Source organism: Pseudomonas ovata (assembly GCF_003131185.1).
In the GTDB taxonomy this organism is placed as follows: Bacteria; Pseudomonadota; Gammaproteobacteria; order Pseudomonadales; family Pseudomonadaceae; genus Aquipseudomonas; species Aquipseudomonas ovata.
Genome location: NZ_QFFU01000008.1, coordinates 20,485 through 37,562 on the forward strand (window position 1 = coordinate 20,485; position 17,078 = coordinate 37,562).

A 17,078-nucleotide genomic window follows, 5' to 3' on the forward strand; every position below is an offset into this window, starting at 1 on the left:
AATGAAAGCATTCCAAGAGATCTTCCTCAAAAGCCGCTTACTCTCCTTTGTTACAGGATCGAATTGCCGCGCTTCTCTTGGTACGAAAACTATCGGCTGAACCGGGCGAAGCTGTAGGGAGGAATGCATGGATAACCAGCATAAAGGCTAAGTAGACCGGTAATGGCACCAGTTGGAGGTGCGTCCGGGCATCCCGTCTTGCGCAACTAAACCGGTCGCCACCTATGCGGTAGTAGCTCCGCAATCTCACTTGCCCGCTGCGTCGGCAGGCGCGTGAGGACGTCCTTCAAATAAGCATACGGATCATGGCCGTTGAGTCGCGCCGATTGGATCAAACTCATGATCGCCGCTGCACGTTTACCGCTGCGTAACGATCCCGCGAACAGCCAGTTCGAACGCCCAAGAGCCCACGGCCGGATTTGATTCTCGCACCAGTTATTATCGATGGGCACGGCACCGTCATCGAGATAGCGCGTCAGCGCTATCCAGCGTTTGAGACTGTAATCCAGCGCCTTGGCGATGGCCGAACCCTCAGGCACAAGCTGTCTTTGGGCGATCATCCAGGTATGAAGTGCGTCGGCGATTGGCGCTGCTTTTTCCTGCCGTATTCGCTGCCGATCACCCGGCTCCAGCTCTCGGACTTCTCGTTCAGCTTCGTACAAGGCCGCGATGTAGTTCAGCGCTTTTTCGGCGACCTGGCTCTTGTTGGTCACGTGCAAGTCGAAGAACTTCCGGCGGGCATGGGCCATGCAGCCGATCTCCGTAACGCCCAGTTCAAAGCCTGCCTTGTAGCCGGCAAAGTCATCGCAGACCAGCTTGCCGTTCCAACTGCCCAAGAAGGCTCGGGCATGTTCGCCAGCGCGGCTCGGGCTGAAGTCGTAAACGACCGCCGCCAGGTTGGAGAACTGACTGGTGGCATAGGCCCAGACGTAAGCGCGATGAGTTTTTTTCGCACCAGGCGTCAGCATTTGTACCGGCGTCTCGTCGGCGTGAACGACGTCGTGCGTCAGCACGGCTTCGCGCAGCGCATCAACCAGCGGCTGTAATTGCACGCCGCAGTTGCCCACCCACTGCGCCAAGGTCGAACGGGCGATGGGCAGCCCGGCGCGGCCGAAGATTTTCTCTTGGCGATACAGCGGCAGATGGTCGGCAAACTTGGCCACCATGATGTGGGCCAGCAGGCCTGCGGTCGGGACGCCTTTGTCGATGACGTGCGCCGGTACCGGCGCCTGGATCAGTGTTTCGCACTGTTCGCAGGCCCACTTTCCACGGATGTGGCGTTCGACTGTGAACACGCCGGGCGTGTAGTCGAGCTTTTCGCTGGCGTCTTCGCCGATGCGCTTGAGTGCGCAGCCGCACTGGCAGTGGCTGTTGTCCGGTTCGTGATGGATCAGTGTGCGAGGAAACTGCGGTGGCAGCGGTGCGCGCTTGGGTTGCTGGCGCACTTTGGCTTCGACAGGTGCCGGTTGCAGCGCCTCAAACTCGGCTTCGATAGCGGCGATATCCGTATCGATCAAGTCGTCGAGCAGGCTGGCTTGATCCGGGCTCAACTGCTCGCTGCGCTTGGCAAACTTGAAGCGTTTGAGCAGCGCGATCTCGTGGGCCAGCTTCTCGTTGACCGATTTGTGATGAGTGATTTGCTTGTCCATCGTCTCGACGCGCTGGATCAACTGCGCCGCCAAGGCACGCAGTTCTTCAGGGTTTAATTGATCGAGATTCGGATGCGAAGTCATGCCGCCGATTTTGCCAGAGAGGGCTAGTGGCGGCGATAGACTGATGGGCCAATTGCGCTGGCAAGCAGGCCATGGCAGGCGAATTAGAGCACCGTGATGGCTGCTCCGGAACCGACGCGTTGCCAAGGCAAGCCGAGCACCAAGGCTTGAAGTTGCTCTGCATCCAACTCGACTTCAGAGCCGTGCCGCACGCCCGGCCAAAAAAAACGTCCTTGATTCAAGCGCCGGGCAGCAAGCCAAATCCCCAAGCCATCATGCACCAGCACTTTCATGCGATTGGCACGACGGTTGGCAAACAGATAAGCACAGTGCGGCTTCGCCGCACCGAACACCGCCACGACCCGCGCCAGCGCAGTTTCAGTGCCTGCGCGCATGTCCATGGGCTCGGTGGCAAGCCAGATGGAGTCGATGCGGATCATCGCAGCAGGTCTCGCAGGAAAGCAGAACACGCCGCTGCATTTTCTGCCGGCCAACTCACCACGACTACGCCTTTTGAATGCGGCACTTCGATTCGGATCGTGGCAGGAAGGGCCTGATGCATCGGCACCGGCGGCGATGTCTTGACCGGGATGAAGGCGGTTTGAAGTGTCAGGTTTTTCTGTGCATGCACCCGAATCCATTTATGGACGAGGTTTGCATTGAGGTTGTGGGTCAAGGCGACATTGGCAATTGAAGTGTCAGGTTGGGCACACTCAGCAATGACCTGGGCCTTGAAGGACTTGGAATAGGAACGGCGTTCTTGTGGCATGGGCGTCCGCTTAAAAAGGCTAAAAATGGTGTCCACCTATATTTGGGTGGACACCATCGCCTCAAGCGACGGTGTCAGGAAGGTGTGTTGCCCGGACGGTTACGTACGAGAGACGATTTAGGGAGAAGCAACTCAAGGCTTTTCCTCCAACCTTCAGCGGCGCAGGAGACGGTCTAGTACCAGCAGGGCTACTGCACCAATTGCAAGTGCAGCAACCGGCTTCTCTTTGACGAACGTAGACACACTGTCCAGTGCATCGCCATAGGTTTGAGTCATCCGGCCAGCAGCTTGGCGTCCCGCACCTTCGGCTTCAATCTTCGAATCACCCAGTAGTTTTCCCACTGCGCTTTGAGGTTTGCCGGCAACCTTCTCTACAACGCCCTCAACCTGTTCGCTTTTCATGATTTCAATACCTTCGTGAGTGAGCAGCTCAGATTCAGCTGAGCTAGCGGCCATGTGCACAGCTTTAGGGGGATGAGCTTCAGAATAAGTTCAAAGTTGGTAAGGCTCAGGAACGAACCCATCTAGTAGATAGGACATTTGCGACTCTGCTATCTTGACCGTCGACCGCTACTTGCATGAGGGTGCATGGGATGAATTATTTGGCTCATCTACACCTTGGGGGGCAATCGTCTGACGAGCTCCTGGGGAGCCTGTACGGGGACTTTGTTAAAGGCCCACTCGCAGGGCGCTTTTCTCCTAAAACTGAGACTGCGATTCAGCTGCATCGCACGATTGATGCCTTCACTGATGCCCACGGGTTGGTCAAGCGAGCGCTGTCACGATTTCCCAACGAGAAAAGACGCTACGCTGGGATCGCTCTCGACATGTTCTTTGACCACTGCCTCGCGCGTGATTGGGAGCAATACTCTAACGTCCCGCTGGATGATTTCGCGCAGCAGATCTATGGGATTTTGGAGGCAGAGCCTAACCTTCCTCCGTCACTGGCGCAGGTCGTGCCTTTGATGATCTCGGAGGATTGGCTGTGCGCCTATAGAGACTTTGAAATGATTGGATATGGCCTGGGCATAATCTCGATGCGCCTTTCCAGACCAGAGGTGCTTGATGGATTGTTCGAACATCTCGAAGGCAATTATGAGCTGCTGAGCGCAGATTTCAGTGAGTTTTACCCAGCACTCCAAGATTTTGCGCGTGTGCCTGCTGACGCAGACCCAATGTGTTGAGGTTGTGGCGCACTGGCCAACTCGACTCAAGGGTGAAGCCTAGTAAGGCAAACGCTGTCTTATGATGAGTGACTAATTTATGATGCCCAGATGACAAATTCGGATTCGGCATCATGAGTACACGTTCAGACCTTTTGACTAGCGCCGAAGTTCTGCTGCGCACTAAAGGCTACGCGGCCTTCAGCTATGCCGACCTTGCGGACGACATCGGCATCAAGAAGGCGAGTATTCACCATCACTTCCCCACCAAGGAAGGCTTGGCGATTGCCATCGTCGAGAGCTACCTGTTCCGGTTTAAAAAGCAGCTGGAGGCTATCAATGATAAACACGTCAGTGTCGTCGACCGGCTGAATGCGTTCGCCTTGATGTTCGCACAAAGCAGTCTAAACGGGATGCTTCCACTCTGTGGAGCCTTGGCCGCAGAGCTTCTGGCCCTGCCTGAAAGTCTCAAAGAAATGACGAAGGATTTCTTTGAGATCCATCTCACTTGGCTTCAGGCAAATATTAAGCAGGGTCAAGATCGAGGAGAGCTTAAAGCCGACCTGGATGTAATCAGAGTTTCAAGGTACATATTGAATACTTTGGAAGGTGCGAGCTTTGTTTCTTGGGCGATGAGCGATGATTACGAGAAATCTTCGGGATTTGATTTGATTTTATCGACCCTTCGTCACTGAAAACTCTAGCAAGCACATTTATCGACTCCACCGCTGCATTCCCTTTTCAGGGGGCATCTTTCATCGCTGTATCTTTAGTACATCTTTCAATAGCTTCTCGATTTGGTCGCCTGCCAAGAGCAGGCGGCCTTGAGTCATTTGATTCAGGGCCGCGAGCCGATCTATGCTTGTATCAATTAGTGCAAACTAAAATCCACCGGATAGATCACTCGGTATTATCTGGTGTGCGGTAGATTTGCATCCAATGACGGGAAGGTTGGCTTGTAGGCGGCGCTTTTTCGTGATCGCGAATTGTACAGTACCGTCCATGCTTAGCGACGACCGCGCTCTTGGCTGCGTTCAAAGTGACTTCTTGAAACGAACCTCCATCTCGCCCCAACACGTGCCCTGGTGCATAAACAGCCATAAAACCTCCCTGATTTTTATCTATGTGGTGACGGCCTTATGCCATCAATTCGTACGATTACACAAATTTCACCCGATGCATAGAGGTGTGGAAGATCGTTTCATGGCGTCGCTTTCGAAGTGACTCTGTTGGTCACGACACTCACTGTGTTGCCATCAATATTCCCAATTCCTCTATGCAGCCTAAATTTACAAAACTATTGGTGTCGTCATCTCTATTGCAAGCAAACCTACTACTTGGTAGGCTTATTTCTCTTCCGGTCTAATCGTCCGGCTTATCTGAAGAGGAACGTCCACATGAGCAGCAACCTGAATGGTATCGATGTCGCCGCACTCCAGAATTTCGCCGAAGGCGTTGCTGGTGATGCGACCAAGCGCCACGCAAGCTTCAACGTTAAAACCGCTTGGAAGGGTCAGACCCGTTCTGTAGCCAAAGTCAGCCGTTACAGCTTGGCCGGTGAGACCTATTCCCGCGATTTTGAAATTGCAGCCGATGAGCCGAATGAATTGCTGGGCGAGAACACCGCGCCCAACCCTCAGGAGTTGCTGATGGCTGCTCTAAACGCCTGCATGTCGGTCGGCTATGCCGCCAATGCCGCAATGATGGGCATCAAGATTCACAGCCTGGAAATTGAGACCGACGGCACTCTCGACCTGCGTGGCTTCCTGGGGATCGACGAAAGCGTTAACCCAGGCTACGACGAGGTGAGTGTCGTGATTCGCCTGCACACAGATGCTTCGCGTGAGCGTGTAGAGGAGCTGCACAACGTGGTGCTCAAGACTTCGGTCAACTACGCAAACTTCTCTAAAGCCATCCGCATGCTCCCTAAGCTCGAAGTCATCGAAGGCTAGCCGTCCTGGCTACAGGTCAGCACGGCACCTTGCCGCTGGCGACCTCTCACTTATCTGATACCGGAGTCTGTAATGAACGATTTTTTTAAAGGCAAAAAACTGTTGGTCGTCGGCGGCACGAGCGGCATGGGCTTGGAAACAGCGCGTCAGTTTTTGAAAGCGGGTGGCAGCGTGGTTCTCACCGGCAGCAAACAGGATAAAGCCGATGCTGTGCGTGCCGAGCTGAGTCCGCTGGGGAACGTATCAGTGATCGTTGCCGACCTCATGACCGAGGAAGGGATGAATCATGTACGCAACGAAATCAATGCCAATCACAGTGACATCGGCTTCATGGTGAACTCTGCAGGCATATTCATTCCGAAGCCTTTCATCGAGCACGATGAGGCGGATTACGACATGTACCTGGATTTGAACCGCGCCACATTCTTTATCACGCAGGCAGTAGTCAAAAATATGCTTGCTGCCAAGCGCGAAGGCTCCATTGTCAACGTCGGTTCGATTGGCGCACAGGCCGCGCTGGCCGGCTCTCCAGCAACTGCGTATTCGATGGCTAAGGCGGGTCTGCACGCAGTCACCCGTAACCTTGCAATTGAATTGGCTCACTCAGGTATCCGAGTCAATGCCGTTTCGCCTGGCATCGTTCACACCTCGATCTATGAAGGCTTCATGGACAAGGACGCGATCCCGGAAGCGATGAAGTCACTGAACAATTTCCACCCACTGGGTCGAGTGGGTGTTCCCGAAGACGTCGCCAATACCATCCTGTTCTTGCTGTCCGATAAAACTTCCTGGGTGACCGGTGCTATCTGGGACGTTGATGCAGGGGTGATGGCGGTACGTGCCTAAACACCGATGCAAGCGCTGCGTGTAGCGCCTCTCATTGGGGCGCTTCCCAGCACGCTGCTCCGGTTATAAGGCTGCTGGCTGCAGGAGTTCAAATGTCCATCACGACAAAAGCCGCGCTGCTGAGCTACGCGGAAACCCAGATGCGTTCAAAGGGTTACTCAGCGTTCAGTTACGCGGATCTCGCAGCGAAAGTCGGCATTAGAAAAGCCAGCATTCACCATCACTTTCCTACTAAGGAGTGCTTGGGCGCGGAGCTGATCAACGACTACATCGCTCGGTTCAACGAGACGTTGGTGTCAATCGAGATTAGGCATCGCGATCCACTGCAGCGCTTACAGGATTTTTCCCGACTTTTCGTGATCAGCGCGAATGAGGGGCTGCTGCCGTTATGCGGCGCCTTGGCGGCGGAAATGGCTGCATTGCCTTTGTCGCTTCAAGGGCTCACCAGGGACTTCTTTAATTCGCAACTCGCCTGGCTCCAAAGCACCCTTGGTGACGCAGTCCGGCAGCACAACTGGTCACTGGGAACAACCGCTGAGAACTTCGCCTTCATGCTGCTGAGTATGTTGGAGGGCGCAAGCCTCATTGATTGGACGCTCGGTCGATCAATCGACCCTTTGGCAGGTTTTAACCATTTGCTTGAAATGGCGGCAATTCAGTCTTCATTTCTTCGTGCAGGATAAATTATGCAAACCCCTTCGAAAAAATTCGTTGTCGATATCTGGTCTGATTATGTGTGTCCTTGGTGCTGGATTGCCAAGCGTCGTTTTGAAAAAGCGCTCGAAAACTTCCCGCAGAAAGACGATGTACAGGTCAACGTTCGGGCCTATCGACTGGCTGCAAATCACGCCCCTGAACCGATGGTCGCAGCACTGAAACGTAAGCTCGGCAACCCAGATTCCGCAGCAGCGATGATGAACACTGTGAGTAAATATGGCCAGGCCGACGGGCTGGATTACCGCTTCGACACTATGATGTTCGGCGATACTGCTGATGCTCATGTCTTGGTGAAAGCGGTTGAAGACGGGACAGTGAAAAAGCGCCTTGTGGAAGCGCTGTACGAACAAAGCACCAGCCACGGTAAGTCACTTTTTGATCGCGCCAGCTTGGCGGTGATTGCGAAAGATGCAGGTGTGTCGGATGCGGCAATTCAATTGGCGTGGTCATCTGTAGAACTGCGCGTAGAGATGGAAGCGGATGAGCATTTTGCCGCCCAGTTGGGTTCTGGCGTGCCTCTCTTCGTCTTCAACAATGAATTCTCTGTTTCCGGTGCACAACCTGAAGCTGCTTTTCTTGAAGCGCTCAATCAAATGGTAGAAAGCGCGAAAGTCGTCGATAGCCCATTGATGGGCCAAGTCTGCGGCATCGATGGCTGCAAAGTTTGATCGGCAACGGAACGTGGCACTCACAAGGTGCCCCCCTTTTCCTTAACACAACACGTGAGACCCAAATGAGCCGTATCGTTGAGTTGAGCGCTCCCCAATTTGCCCGCTTTGTTGCCAAAGGCAGCAGTGTCGTACTGTTCTCAGCATCTTGGTGCAAACCTTGTAAAGAGATGAAGCCAGTCTTCGTGGACTTGGAAGCAAAGCTCCATGCTCTGGCAGTGTTTGGAAAAATTGATATTGCGGTATCGCCGACGATTGCGCAGATGTATGGCATTCGCACTGTGCCGTCCTTGGCAGTGTTCCACGAAGGCCGATTGTTGAAAGTCTTCGCCGGGTCTAAATCAGTTTCAGCCTTGAAAAAAGCAATCGTCACTGAGTTGGAGGACGCTAGCTAAACAAGCATCCTCCTCAACCGGTAAGTCAGTCAGCTATCTGGCTCGCTGCGTGGAAGGCTCACCTTTCCTGGGCCTACGTCAATTGGATGAGCGCGATCTTCATTGAATATTTCCGTTAGTAAAGCGTTGGCTCGTTTGTAAGCGTCGTACTTGAATTCGGTATCGTCCTCGGGCTGAGCGGCCATCTCTTCTAGCATTTCCAAGTTCAGGCGACGGAATTGATCCGCACGCTCACGAGCTTCGTAGCGTCCTATCCCGAGTTGCTCCAAAGCCCTGCGCCCCAGGGACAATGCGCTTTCAAATGTCTCTCGCTCGACTTCTTCCACTCCCATCTGACGTAGGGTAATGATGTGCCCCATATCTCGAGCGCGTACCACCAGTTTTAGGGATGGAAAATGCTCCTGGGCCAACTTGGTCAGTGCCAGGTTATCGTCCTGATTATCGATGGCGTTGATCAGCACCACGGCTTGAGCAGCGCCCGCTGCGTGCAGTAAGTCGAGGCGGGTGGCATCCCCGTAGAACACCTTCACCCCGAACTTTCGCAGTGTCTCGATGTGGTCGGGATCATGATCCAATACCACGACTTCAAAACCACAAGACATCAGCAGTCGCCCAGCGATCTGCCCGAATCGACCGAAGCCAGCAATGATGACCCGAGGGTTGCTCTGATCAATGGTGTCAGCTTCATTGCTGCCCTGTTTGCTCGACGACTCCAGGTGATTGAGCAAAAGGATCAACAAAGGCGTCACACACATCGACAACGCCACCGCTAGCGTTAGACTCTTACCCCAAGGGTCGACCAAGATGCCGGCGACGGTCGCTGCGCCAAATACTACAAAGGCAAACTCACTTCCCTGTCCAAGGAACACCGCCTGCCATGAGTGCTGATCACTTGGGACATTCAGGAAGCGCCCCAGGAGCTTGATCACGAGCAGCTTGATCAGGATAAAGCCCAAGGTCAGAGTGATGACTTTCAGCGGCGAATCGATCAGCGTTCCGAAGTCAATCGACATGCCTACGCTGATGAAGAACAGACCCAGCAATAGTCCTTTGAAGGGTTCAATATCGCTTTCCAGAGCGTGGCGATATTCCGAGCTGGCCAAGAGAACACCGGCCAGGAAGGCGCCCATGGCCATGGATAAGCCGGCCTCTTCCAACAAGAGACCGAACCCGAACACCAGGAACAGTGCGACGGCACTGAAGATTTCCCTCAAGCCGGAGCGCGCTACAAAGCGAAGGGCAGGGCGAGATACGTATTGGCCCAGGAGAACCACTGCGACAATCGCCCCGACGATTTTTGCGATGGACAGGGCCAACTCTGCACCTGAGGGCGTACCACCATTTGCGGCCAGCAGTGGGATCATGGCCACTAGGGGAATCGCCGCGATGTCCTGCAAAAGCAACACGGCAAAACTGCTGCGACCCACTGCGGTGGAGTTCATGTTTCGCTCGGTCATGGCCTGCATCGCGATAGCAGTCGAGGACAGGCTTAACGTCAGCCCTACCAGCAGCGCAGCCGTCCAGTTCAAGCCAAGTGCAGCGCAAAATATTGCGATGGCCGCACCGCATGCCAGCATCTGCAAAGCGCCACCGCCGAACACCATGCGGCGCATGGCCCAAAGGCGTTTGGGGTCGAGTTCGAGGCCAATGATGAACAGCATCAACACCACGCCGATTTCAGCAAAGTGCAGGATGGACTCGACATCGGTCACAAGCTTCAAACCCCATGGGCCGATAAGGCAGCCGGCTATTAGGTAGCCTAGAACCGGGCCAAGCCCTAACCGAACGGCGATTGGGACTATCAAGGCAGCTGAGCCCAGGTAGATCAGCATTTCAATCAGACTGTGAGTGTCCATTCAATCTTCCTTCCATGACGTCAGGCGTTCGCCATAAATATGGATCTGCTTGAGCAGTGCGGTTTGATCTGCTCTGTAAGCGCCATGGACTGCAACTGGGCTTAGCCAATGCATCCCGCAGTAACTCGCCGTTGCCTGAAGGGGCTGAGACAGTACGGCAAAACCTGGGTAGTCGCCGCCTTCAAAATGATCATGCTCTCCACCGGTAGTCACGGCCCACAGCAGTTTTTTGTTTTTCAAAGCAGTGCCACCCGCGCCGTAGGCCCAGCCCTGAGTGAAGACCTTATCGATCCACAGCTTCAAGAGAGGTGGGTAGCTATACCAGTACAGAGGGTGTTGCAGAACCAGAAGATCTGCCTGTTCCACCGCCCTCTGCTCAGCTTCAACGTCGATATTGAAATCGGGGTAGAGGTCGTACAGCGAACGGATTGCGACATCGGGATTGTTGGCTGCCAGCTTGAGCATCAACATGTTGACGTTGGATTTATCAGGGTAAGGATGGGCGTAAATGATCAAAATCACGGAGTAGTCCCCACAAACCTGGCGTTCTTTAAGAACGGAAAAGCTCCCTGTTCGTTGAGCATAACCGCACTCAACGAACAGGGAGCTAATGACCTGAAGGTGAAGCCTTACTGGCCGGCTTGCAGCTTCAATACTTCCTGCGCAGTCACAGGTTTGCCAGCAATACCCCAGTCTCCGCTCTTAACCTCTTCGAAGATGACCCAGGTGAGGGCACGCATGTTTTCTCCCTCTACCGATACCATGGCGTCAGTCACTTTGCGGATGACCTCGGCTTTTTGCTCGTCGGTAAAAACGCCTTCAATACCTTTGATAGTCACGAGTGGCATGGTGTTCTCCTAAATGTTTGGGATGGGATATCAAGCGTTGGCCGCTGCGTATTCCGGATAATCGGTGTAACCCTTATCAATCGAATCGCTTACACCGTAGTAGGTCGCGCGATCACCTTCGGCCAATGGCCAATCGTTCTGCATACGCTCTACCAGATCAGGGTTGGCAATGTAGGCGGTGCCAAAGGCAATCAGATCTAGCTCGCCTTTGGCCAGCTCAGACTCTGCGATCTCCTTGGTGAAGCCGCCCGCAGCCATCAAGGTGCCCTTGTACGCTTCACGGAATGCTGCGCCGAAACCAGGTGGTGTTTGTGCGGCAAGGATGGTCGGTTGGTAGTTCAGATGAACAAATGCCAGCTCTCGCTCGTTGAGGGCAGCCGCCATACTCATCCAAGTTTCTTCTTCGCCTTCGTACACACCGAAGTCATAGAGGCGACCAAACGGAGAGAAGCGCACACCGATCTTCGACCCACCGATTTCAGCAGCAATCGCATCAATCGTTTCCAGCAGGAAACGCTGACGGTTCGCGATAGAGCCGCCGTACTGATCAGTACGAGTGTTCAGAGCGCTGCTCAGGAATTGGTCGAATAGGAAGCCGTTGGCTGCCATGATTTCGATACCGTCAAAGCCGGCGTCCATGGCCATCCGCGCGGACTTCACGAAGTCAGCGATGACGCGTTTCACTTCTTCAGTTTCCAGCGCACGTGGAGCGCTGGGCTGTACCGGGCCAGCTTTGCCAGGTTCGATCCAGGCATACACCGTAGTGTCCACCGCAGGCACTGTGCCCGAGGAGACCGGCACTATGCCGTGAACCGATACATGGGACATGCGACCAACGTGCCAGAGCTGAGCAAAAATTTTCCCACCCTTGGCATGCACCGCGTCAGTCACTTTGCGCCAGCCTGGTAAGTGCACATCCTCATAAATGCCAGGGGTGTACAGATAGCCGCGAGCCTCATCGGAAATAGGCAGGCCTTCGGTGATCAGCAAACCGGCAGAAGCACGTTGCGCGTAGTAAAGCGCGTTGGATTCATTCGGAATGTTGTTCAAGGTTCGGGTGCGAGTCATGGGGGCCATGACAACGCGGTTTTTCAAAGGAGTACCGGCCAGATCGTAAGGAGTGAACAGCTTATTCATGATTTATCTCGACGTCGTTGAAGGGAGAAATTCGGCGTTTGATTTAGGACTTGTCGAACGCGTCGAGTACGTGGGTGCTGTAAACCATCGCAGCACCAGCATTCATGTTGATCGCCACACCCAAGGCTTCAGCTACCTCTTCACTGGTTATGCCGAGCTTCTTGGCTTCAGCAGCATGGAAGGCAATGCAGCCATCGCAGCGTGTCGTCACGGCCACTGCAAGGGAGATGAGCTCGCGAGTCTTGGCGTCCAGATGGTTGGTTTTCCCACCGGCGGCGCCGAGAGCGGCCATGCCTTTCATCGTTTCTGGCGACAGGCCGTTGAGCTCTACCAAACGAGTATTGATGTCTTTGCGGGTTTGCTTCCAATCTTGCATGGGATTCTCACAGGGATGGCGTTGGTTGCATGATTTAAGATCTTCAATAAAGCTACCATCCAGTTGGTAGGCTTTCAACGGCTCTGTGATGATTTTTAATATCAACGCAATCGAATAAACACTGTTTTGTTGATTTTTTGGAAGAGAATGCGAGTGGAAAATGCTGCTCAGCTTGCTAGAAGCTAATCTGTTAGGTTAGCCAGCAACCCACTCATGGGATTCCAAGGGAGCTCCCGGAGGTCTGAGAAAGCCTTGGAAATTGCTCGACAGCATTGTCGGTCTATGCAGAGTCTTCTTTGTCACAAGCTCGGCAGGTATGTGGGAAAGCCCTGCACCCAAGACTTTCCTATTCTGGGGAGGCGGCTGTCAGATACCTTAGCCGGTGGTTAGGTGGCAGGTGACTGTCGGTCTTTTGACGCCTGATGCTGTCCCCCCGGTCTTGTACCGAAGGCAGGGTAGACTCTCTAAATAGAAGCTCAACGACCTGCTCAGCGTCCGGCGCATTTGAGGTATAAGAAGCTGGTAGGTGAAGCCATCTGGCTGGTACTGATAGGTTCGTTGCAAATGGTTAGGTTGCGGCTTATGAACCCGCAACCAGTCTGGCTCTATAACTCAGGTCGTTTTCCCTCATTTTTGACTTTTTCAGCTCAGGGCTAGACATGCACACCATAAGGAAAGTGGTCATTCAGAATTTCAAAAAATTCAAATCTCTCACGCTCGATTTCGAAGCAGGAAAGAATGTGTTGATTGGCAACAATGAGGCAGGGAAAAGCAGCATTTTGCTCGCTCTAGACCTCGCGCTCGGCGGGAGCCGCAACCGCATTGAAGCTCTGGGTGCAGAAGCACTGCTCAACAAGGATTCGGTGAACACCTTCCTTGCTGGGGAGAAGAGCCTAGAGAAACTACCTGAGCTGATAGTCGACGTTTTCCTAGAGGAAGGTGACGACGAAAGACTCTACGGAACCAACAATGCCCACCAGCGCCAGACTGACGGCGTGCGCATGATACTTGCGGTGATGGCTGAGTATGGCGAAGCGGTGCAAGCCATCTTGGCTGATGATCAACCGAACTTCCCATTCGAATATTACGCAGTGCGGTTTGAAACGTTCGCCGGCAGGCCCTATGCAGCATTCAACCGCCCGATTAAGCACATGATGCTAGACGGTTCACGTATTGATGGCGATCACGCGTCTCGTGAATACACCCGAGCCGTGTACGCTTTCAACGCACCCGCAGAAGACCGGTACAAGCTTGAAAACCTGTATCGCCAGGGCAAGCAGGCGTTTACAGGACAACACCTCGCAGCGCTCAACGCTGACCTACCCGCGTATCAGTTTGACGTACGGAGTGGAGTCCGGTCGAACCTGGAAACTGACCTAATCATCACGGAAGATAATATTCCGCTTGAGAACCATGGCAAAGGAAGGCAGTGCTTCATCAAGACCGAATTTGCGCTGAGCAAGCATAAGCAAGGCGGCTTGGACGTAATGCTCTTGGAGGAGCCTGAGAACCACCTCAGCCATTCCTCCATGAAAGCACTTGTCGCCAAGCTAGCGGAGAACGAGAGCACCCAGCTTTTCATTGCAACCCACAGCAGCCATATCTGCTCAAGGCTTGATCTTCGGCATGCCCTTTTGATCGGCCCGAATGCAGCTGCTGGCTCACTTAAAGCCCTATCACCTGACACCGCAGAATTCTTCATGAAGGCCCCGGACAACAACGTCCTGGAGTTCGCGCTCTCGAAGAAGGTGATATTGGTTGAAGGTGATGCTGAATTCATCCTGGTAGAAGAGTTCTATAAGCAATGTACAAATGGGCGTCTACCGCATGTCGATGACGTTCACATAATCTCTATTGGGGGCACCAGCTTCAAAAGGTACATGGAGCTCGCTAACCTGCTCGGAATTCGAGTCGCAGCCATACGAGACAATGACAAGGATTATCAGAAAAACTGCGTAGAAAACTACGTCGACTTCGCTTCGGATAATGCCAAAGTCTTTGCCGACAAAGACAATGCCCGTTCAACCTTCGAAATAGGGTTGCACAACGACAACGAGGAAACCTGCAAGACCGTCTTCGGCCCAGGACGAAAAACCCTCTCCCCCTTGGAATATATGCTGGCAAACAAGGCAGAAGCCGCGTTTGAGCTGCTCAAGGGAAAGCCAGGCGAGCTCACCGTTCCTGCCTACATCGCGGAGGCAATCCAATGGATAAACGAGTGATGTTCGCCGTGGCAGGGTCAGGGAAGACCACCCTGCTAGTGAAGCGTCTGAGCCTAGAAAAGCGCGCACTGATAATCACCTACACGGAGAACAACTATCGCCATTTGCGCGATAGCATCATCAAACGGTTTGGCCATGTCCCAAAAAACATCAACCTGCTGAGTTATTTCACGTTCCTTTATAGCTTCTGCTATCGCCCTCTGCTGCAAGTGCATATGCAGACGCGGGGAATCAGCTTTCGAGCTCCGCACGCCCGTACGTTAAAGCTCAAACGGGACAATATGGCGTATTACGCCACTACAAGCGGCAGCGTTTACCACAATCGCCTCGCAAAGCTCCTAGAGACCGTTAATGCAATTCCTGACGTGATGGCGCGAATGGAGCGCTTTTACGATGAGTTTTATGTCGACGAAGTTCAAGACCTAGCAGGTCATGATTTCAACCTGCTAATGGCATTAGCGAAAGCCAAGGTTGAAATGCTATTTGTAGGTGACTTCTACCAGCATACGTTCGACACCAGTCGTGATGGAAACGTGAACAGCTCGCTACACGCCGACATTGGGAAATACGAAAAGCTTTTTCAAAAGGCGGGTGTGACTGTCGACAAGGAAACACTGAGCCGAAGCTGGAGGTGTGGTGTCACCGTATGTGATTTTATTCGAACACATCTGCAGATTGATATGCAGTCACAGCATACCTACGAAACCGAAATCATTCCTCTGGCCAATCAAGTGGATGCTAACGCCGTACACGCCGATGGCAACGTGGTGAAGCTGTTCTATCAGGAGCATTACAAGTACGGGTGCCTGTCTAACAACTGGGGCGCCAGTAAGGGTTTGGATCACTACAACGATGTGTGCGTAGTGCTGGGTACTACTCACTGGAAGATCTACCAGACATCCTCGCTTGCCGCGCTCCCTCCACAGACAAAAAACAAACTCTATGTTGCCTTCTCACGGACTCGCGGAAGGCTGTACCTAGCGCCCGAAAAACTTTTCAAACCATTTAAAACGGACTAGGTCGTAGCCATGGGTGGTGATGTCTGGCGTAAGACCTTGTCCAGAAAGTATGCTCAGTATGAAGGGGAACCGCTGGGCATGACTCCTAGCGTGATCAGTCGAAAGACTGGCCCTGCTCCATCTCCCCAATCCAGCTGTATGTGCCGTTTAGCCAAACGAAGACGCTGTTGAGCACCTCGCGCAAGTGCCGGATGTTGATATGCGTAACGTCTGGGAGATGGTCTTTACCACTGTTGGTCGTCGCATACCGAAACGCCATCGAGTCTGGGTCGACGCTGTCCAACTGGCGAATGAACTCGTGAACAGCAGTAGCGTTGACGTCAGAGCGCTCTAGACCCAAGTCCTTGAGCAGATGACGCAACTCCGACCACAGAGGCATCAACGGATGCTTGTCGTAGTTCTTGGGCTCTTTGCCTGTCAGAGCGCGAGCACACTTTAGCATCAGCTTGAACTGCAGCTCCAAGGAATGGCGGTACAGAAAAAGCAAAGGATAAATGCCGCTGTCCAATGGTACCTGACGATTCGCCATCGCCTCCACAAGACCGTCGGCGGCATCTTTGTATGCAAAAGCATAGAGGTCGGCACGAAAGTGAGACCAGTTCAGCATCGCGTTGTACTGCCAATCCTCACCCTGGATAAACAGCTGCTGGCCGGAGAAGTCTGCCGGCCACTGGATGGCCTCAAGCTCCGGTTCGAGCATCGGTAGCGATTCCTCATCCATATCGTCTCCTCACGTTGGCCAGTTCATGGTGTAGAACTTTACGAATCTGGGTGGACTATCGGCAACCAGTAGGTGGTTTTCTGGCTTGGGCTACTGTGCGAGAAAGCGTGATCCAAGGCTGAGGTCACATTGTCCTTTTTGCTGGATACTGACATCGAAAAATGGCTCTGATCCATGCTGGGCAGGGTTTGGTGTCTAATTGAACCTCAACCGCCAACGTACCACAGCCGGTTAACTGTGCTCTTGGGCAGTTCTAATTGCCGGCAAACCTCCGCTTGAGAAAGGCCTGCCGCCTTGAGATCGCGCACCGCTTTGAGTCTTTCTGCGGCAGCTGTTCTTTGGGGTGTTGTGAGTTTTTGAGGTTCGGCAGGTAGCTTTTCATCTAGAACTCCAAGCTGCATGAGTTCTTTCATTGTGTCATCCAAAACTGAGCGCGCGGTCTTGCCCTCATCGGCAGCGGCCACGAGCGTGAGAAAGGACAGTGGCATTAAGCCTAGCGCTTTAGCGATGTCGGCACTGAGGTCGACGCTTACTGACGTTGTCGATGCCTCCAGCCGGCTTATGTGACCTTGGTCAGTCTGATGCTGGAGGTCTGCTTGCGATAAGCCACGTCGAACCCTCAGCCACTGTAGTGTTGCCGCGTATGCCTTCCGCAAAGACATCCAGCGCACCTCTCC

The 17,078-nt window shown here is 53.5% G+C and carries 20 protein-coding genes; 9 read left to right on the plus strand and 11 right to left on the minus strand.

Annotation, left to right across the window (positions count from 1 at the left end):
- Window positions 1-206 precede the first annotated feature (206 nt).
- The 4 genes from DGA31_RS12970 to DGA31_RS12985 all read right to left on the minus strand — a co-directional run bounded on the left by DGA31_RS12970 (window position 207) and on the right by DGA31_RS12985 (window position 2,883).
- Window positions 207-1,733, minus strand: coding sequence for an IS66-like element ISPsy43 family transposase (locus DGA31_RS12970; protein ID WP_003317542.1), 1,527 nt, complete (start codon window positions 1,731-1,733; stop codon window positions 207-209).
- A gap of 83 nt (window positions 1,734-1,816) precedes the next feature.
- The gene (tnpB, locus tag DGA31_RS30260; RefSeq protein WP_004409766.1) at window positions 1,817-2,152 is read right to left on the minus strand and encodes an IS66 family insertion sequence element accessory protein TnpB; all 336 of its coding nucleotides are present in this window, start codon (window positions 2,150-2,152) and stop codon (window positions 1,817-1,819) included.
- The gene (gene tnpA, locus DGA31_RS29625; RefSeq protein WP_003317539.1) at window positions 2,149-2,481 is read right to left on the minus strand and encodes an IS66-like element accessory protein TnpA; all 333 of its coding nucleotides are present in this window, start codon (window positions 2,479-2,481) and stop codon (window positions 2,149-2,151) included. Before tnpA ends, tnpB begins: the two co-directional genes overlap by 4 nt.
- Before the next feature lie 153 nt (window positions 2,482-2,634).
- Entirely contained in the window at window positions 2,635-2,883 is a 249-nt protein-coding gene (locus tag DGA31_RS12985; protein WP_054090592.1) for a CsbD family protein, read from the minus strand.
- A gap of 191 nt (window positions 2,884-3,074) precedes the next feature.
- Here DGA31_RS12985 and DGA31_RS12990 point away from each other — a divergent pair, with 191 nt between their 5' ends.
- The 7 genes from DGA31_RS12990 to DGA31_RS13025 all read left to right on the plus strand — a co-directional run bounded on the left by DGA31_RS12990 (window position 3,075) and on the right by DGA31_RS13025 (window position 8,222).
- Window positions 3,075-3,665: an acyl carrier protein phosphodiesterase gene (locus DGA31_RS12990; RefSeq protein ID WP_053481115.1), complete on the plus strand. Its 591-nt coding sequence runs from the start codon at window positions 3,075-3,077 to the stop codon at window positions 3,663-3,665.
- A 113-nt stretch (window positions 3,666-3,778) separates the two neighbouring features.
- Window positions 3,779-4,339: a TetR/AcrR family transcriptional regulator gene (locus DGA31_RS12995; protein WP_053481116.1), complete on the plus strand. Its 561-nt coding sequence runs from the start codon at window positions 3,779-3,781 to the stop codon at window positions 4,337-4,339.
- A 702-nt stretch (window positions 4,340-5,041) separates the two neighbouring features.
- Window positions 5,042-5,596 (plus strand): OsmC family protein, encoded by a 555-nt coding sequence (locus tag DGA31_RS13005; protein WP_029290780.1) that lies wholly within the window; start codon window positions 5,042-5,044, stop codon window positions 5,594-5,596.
- A gap of 72 nt (window positions 5,597-5,668) precedes the next feature.
- The gene (locus tag DGA31_RS13010; RefSeq protein WP_053481117.1) at window positions 5,669-6,442 is read left to right on the plus strand and encodes an SDR family NAD(P)-dependent oxidoreductase; all 774 of its coding nucleotides are present in this window, start codon (window positions 5,669-5,671) and stop codon (window positions 6,440-6,442) included.
- Between the two features lie 92 nt (window positions 6,443-6,534).
- On the plus strand, window positions 6,535-7,125 hold the full coding sequence (locus tag DGA31_RS13015) for a TetR/AcrR family transcriptional regulator (RefSeq protein ID WP_053481118.1): 591 nt from the start codon (window positions 6,535-6,537) through the stop codon (window positions 7,123-7,125).
- A gap of 3 nt (window positions 7,126-7,128) precedes the next feature.
- Window positions 7,129-7,827: a DsbA family oxidoreductase gene (locus DGA31_RS13020; protein ID WP_054090580.1), complete on the plus strand. Its 699-nt coding sequence runs from the start codon at window positions 7,129-7,131 to the stop codon at window positions 7,825-7,827.
- 65 nt (window positions 7,828-7,892) lie between these two features.
- Complete coding sequence (locus DGA31_RS13025) at window positions 7,893-8,222, plus strand: thioredoxin family protein (RefSeq protein ID WP_029290787.1); 330 nt, start codon at window positions 7,893-7,895, stop codon at window positions 8,220-8,222.
- 29 nt (window positions 8,223-8,251) lie between these two features.
- On the opposite strand, the gene kefC is transcribed toward DGA31_RS13025, so the two are convergent.
- The 5 genes from kefC to DGA31_RS13050 all read right to left on the minus strand — a co-directional run bounded on the left by kefC (window position 8,252) and on the right by DGA31_RS13050 (window position 12,439).
- Window positions 8,252-10,078: a glutathione-regulated potassium-efflux system protein KefC gene (kefC, locus tag DGA31_RS13030; RefSeq protein WP_109512839.1), complete on the minus strand. Its 1,827-nt coding sequence runs from the start codon at window positions 10,076-10,078 to the stop codon at window positions 8,252-8,254.
- On the minus strand, window positions 10,079-10,600 hold the full coding sequence (gene kefF, locus DGA31_RS13035; protein WP_054090582.1) for a glutathione-regulated potassium-efflux system oxidoreductase KefF: 522 nt from the start codon (window positions 10,598-10,600) through the stop codon (window positions 10,079-10,081).
- Window positions 10,601-10,707: 107 nt separating this feature from the next.
- A complete protein-coding gene (locus tag DGA31_RS13040; protein WP_054090583.1) occupies window positions 10,708-10,926 on the minus strand; it encodes a tautomerase family protein in 219 nt (72 codons plus the stop codon).
- Window positions 10,927-10,956: 30 nt separating this feature from the next.
- Entirely contained in the window at window positions 10,957-12,063 is a 1,107-nt protein-coding gene (locus DGA31_RS13045; RefSeq protein WP_054090584.1) for an alkene reductase, read from the minus strand.
- Window positions 12,064-12,106: 43 nt separating this feature from the next.
- Complete coding sequence (locus DGA31_RS13050) at window positions 12,107-12,439, minus strand: carboxymuconolactone decarboxylase family protein (RefSeq protein ID WP_053481123.1); 333 nt, start codon at window positions 12,437-12,439, stop codon at window positions 12,107-12,109.
- A gap of 659 nt (window positions 12,440-13,098) precedes the next feature.
- Between DGA31_RS13050 and DGA31_RS13055 the strand changes: the two genes are divergently transcribed.
- Both DGA31_RS13055 and DGA31_RS13060 read left to right on the plus strand, forming a co-directional pair.
- On the plus strand, window positions 13,099-14,661 hold the full coding sequence (locus DGA31_RS13055) for an ATP-dependent nuclease (RefSeq protein ID WP_109512840.1): 1,563 nt from the start codon (window positions 13,099-13,101) through the stop codon (window positions 14,659-14,661).
- Window positions 14,646-15,680: a DEAD/DEAH box helicase family protein gene (locus DGA31_RS13060; protein ID WP_070994344.1), complete on the plus strand. Its 1,035-nt coding sequence runs from the start codon at window positions 14,646-14,648 to the stop codon at window positions 15,678-15,680. The genes DGA31_RS13055 and DGA31_RS13060 overlap by 16 nt, the downstream gene beginning before the upstream one ends.
- 94 nt (window positions 15,681-15,774) lie before the next feature.
- On the opposite strand, the gene DGA31_RS13065 is transcribed toward DGA31_RS13060, so the two are convergent.
- On the minus strand, window positions 15,775-16,401 hold the full coding sequence (locus tag DGA31_RS13065; protein WP_236077126.1) for a hypothetical protein: 627 nt from the start codon (window positions 16,399-16,401) through the stop codon (window positions 15,775-15,777).
- A 206-nt stretch (window positions 16,402-16,607) separates the two neighbouring features.
- Window positions 16,608-17,063, minus strand: a complete 456-nt coding sequence (locus DGA31_RS30555; RefSeq protein WP_109512841.1) for a helix-turn-helix domain-containing protein — start codon at window positions 17,061-17,063, stop codon at window positions 16,608-16,610.
- Window positions 17,064-17,078 lie beyond the last annotated feature (15 nt).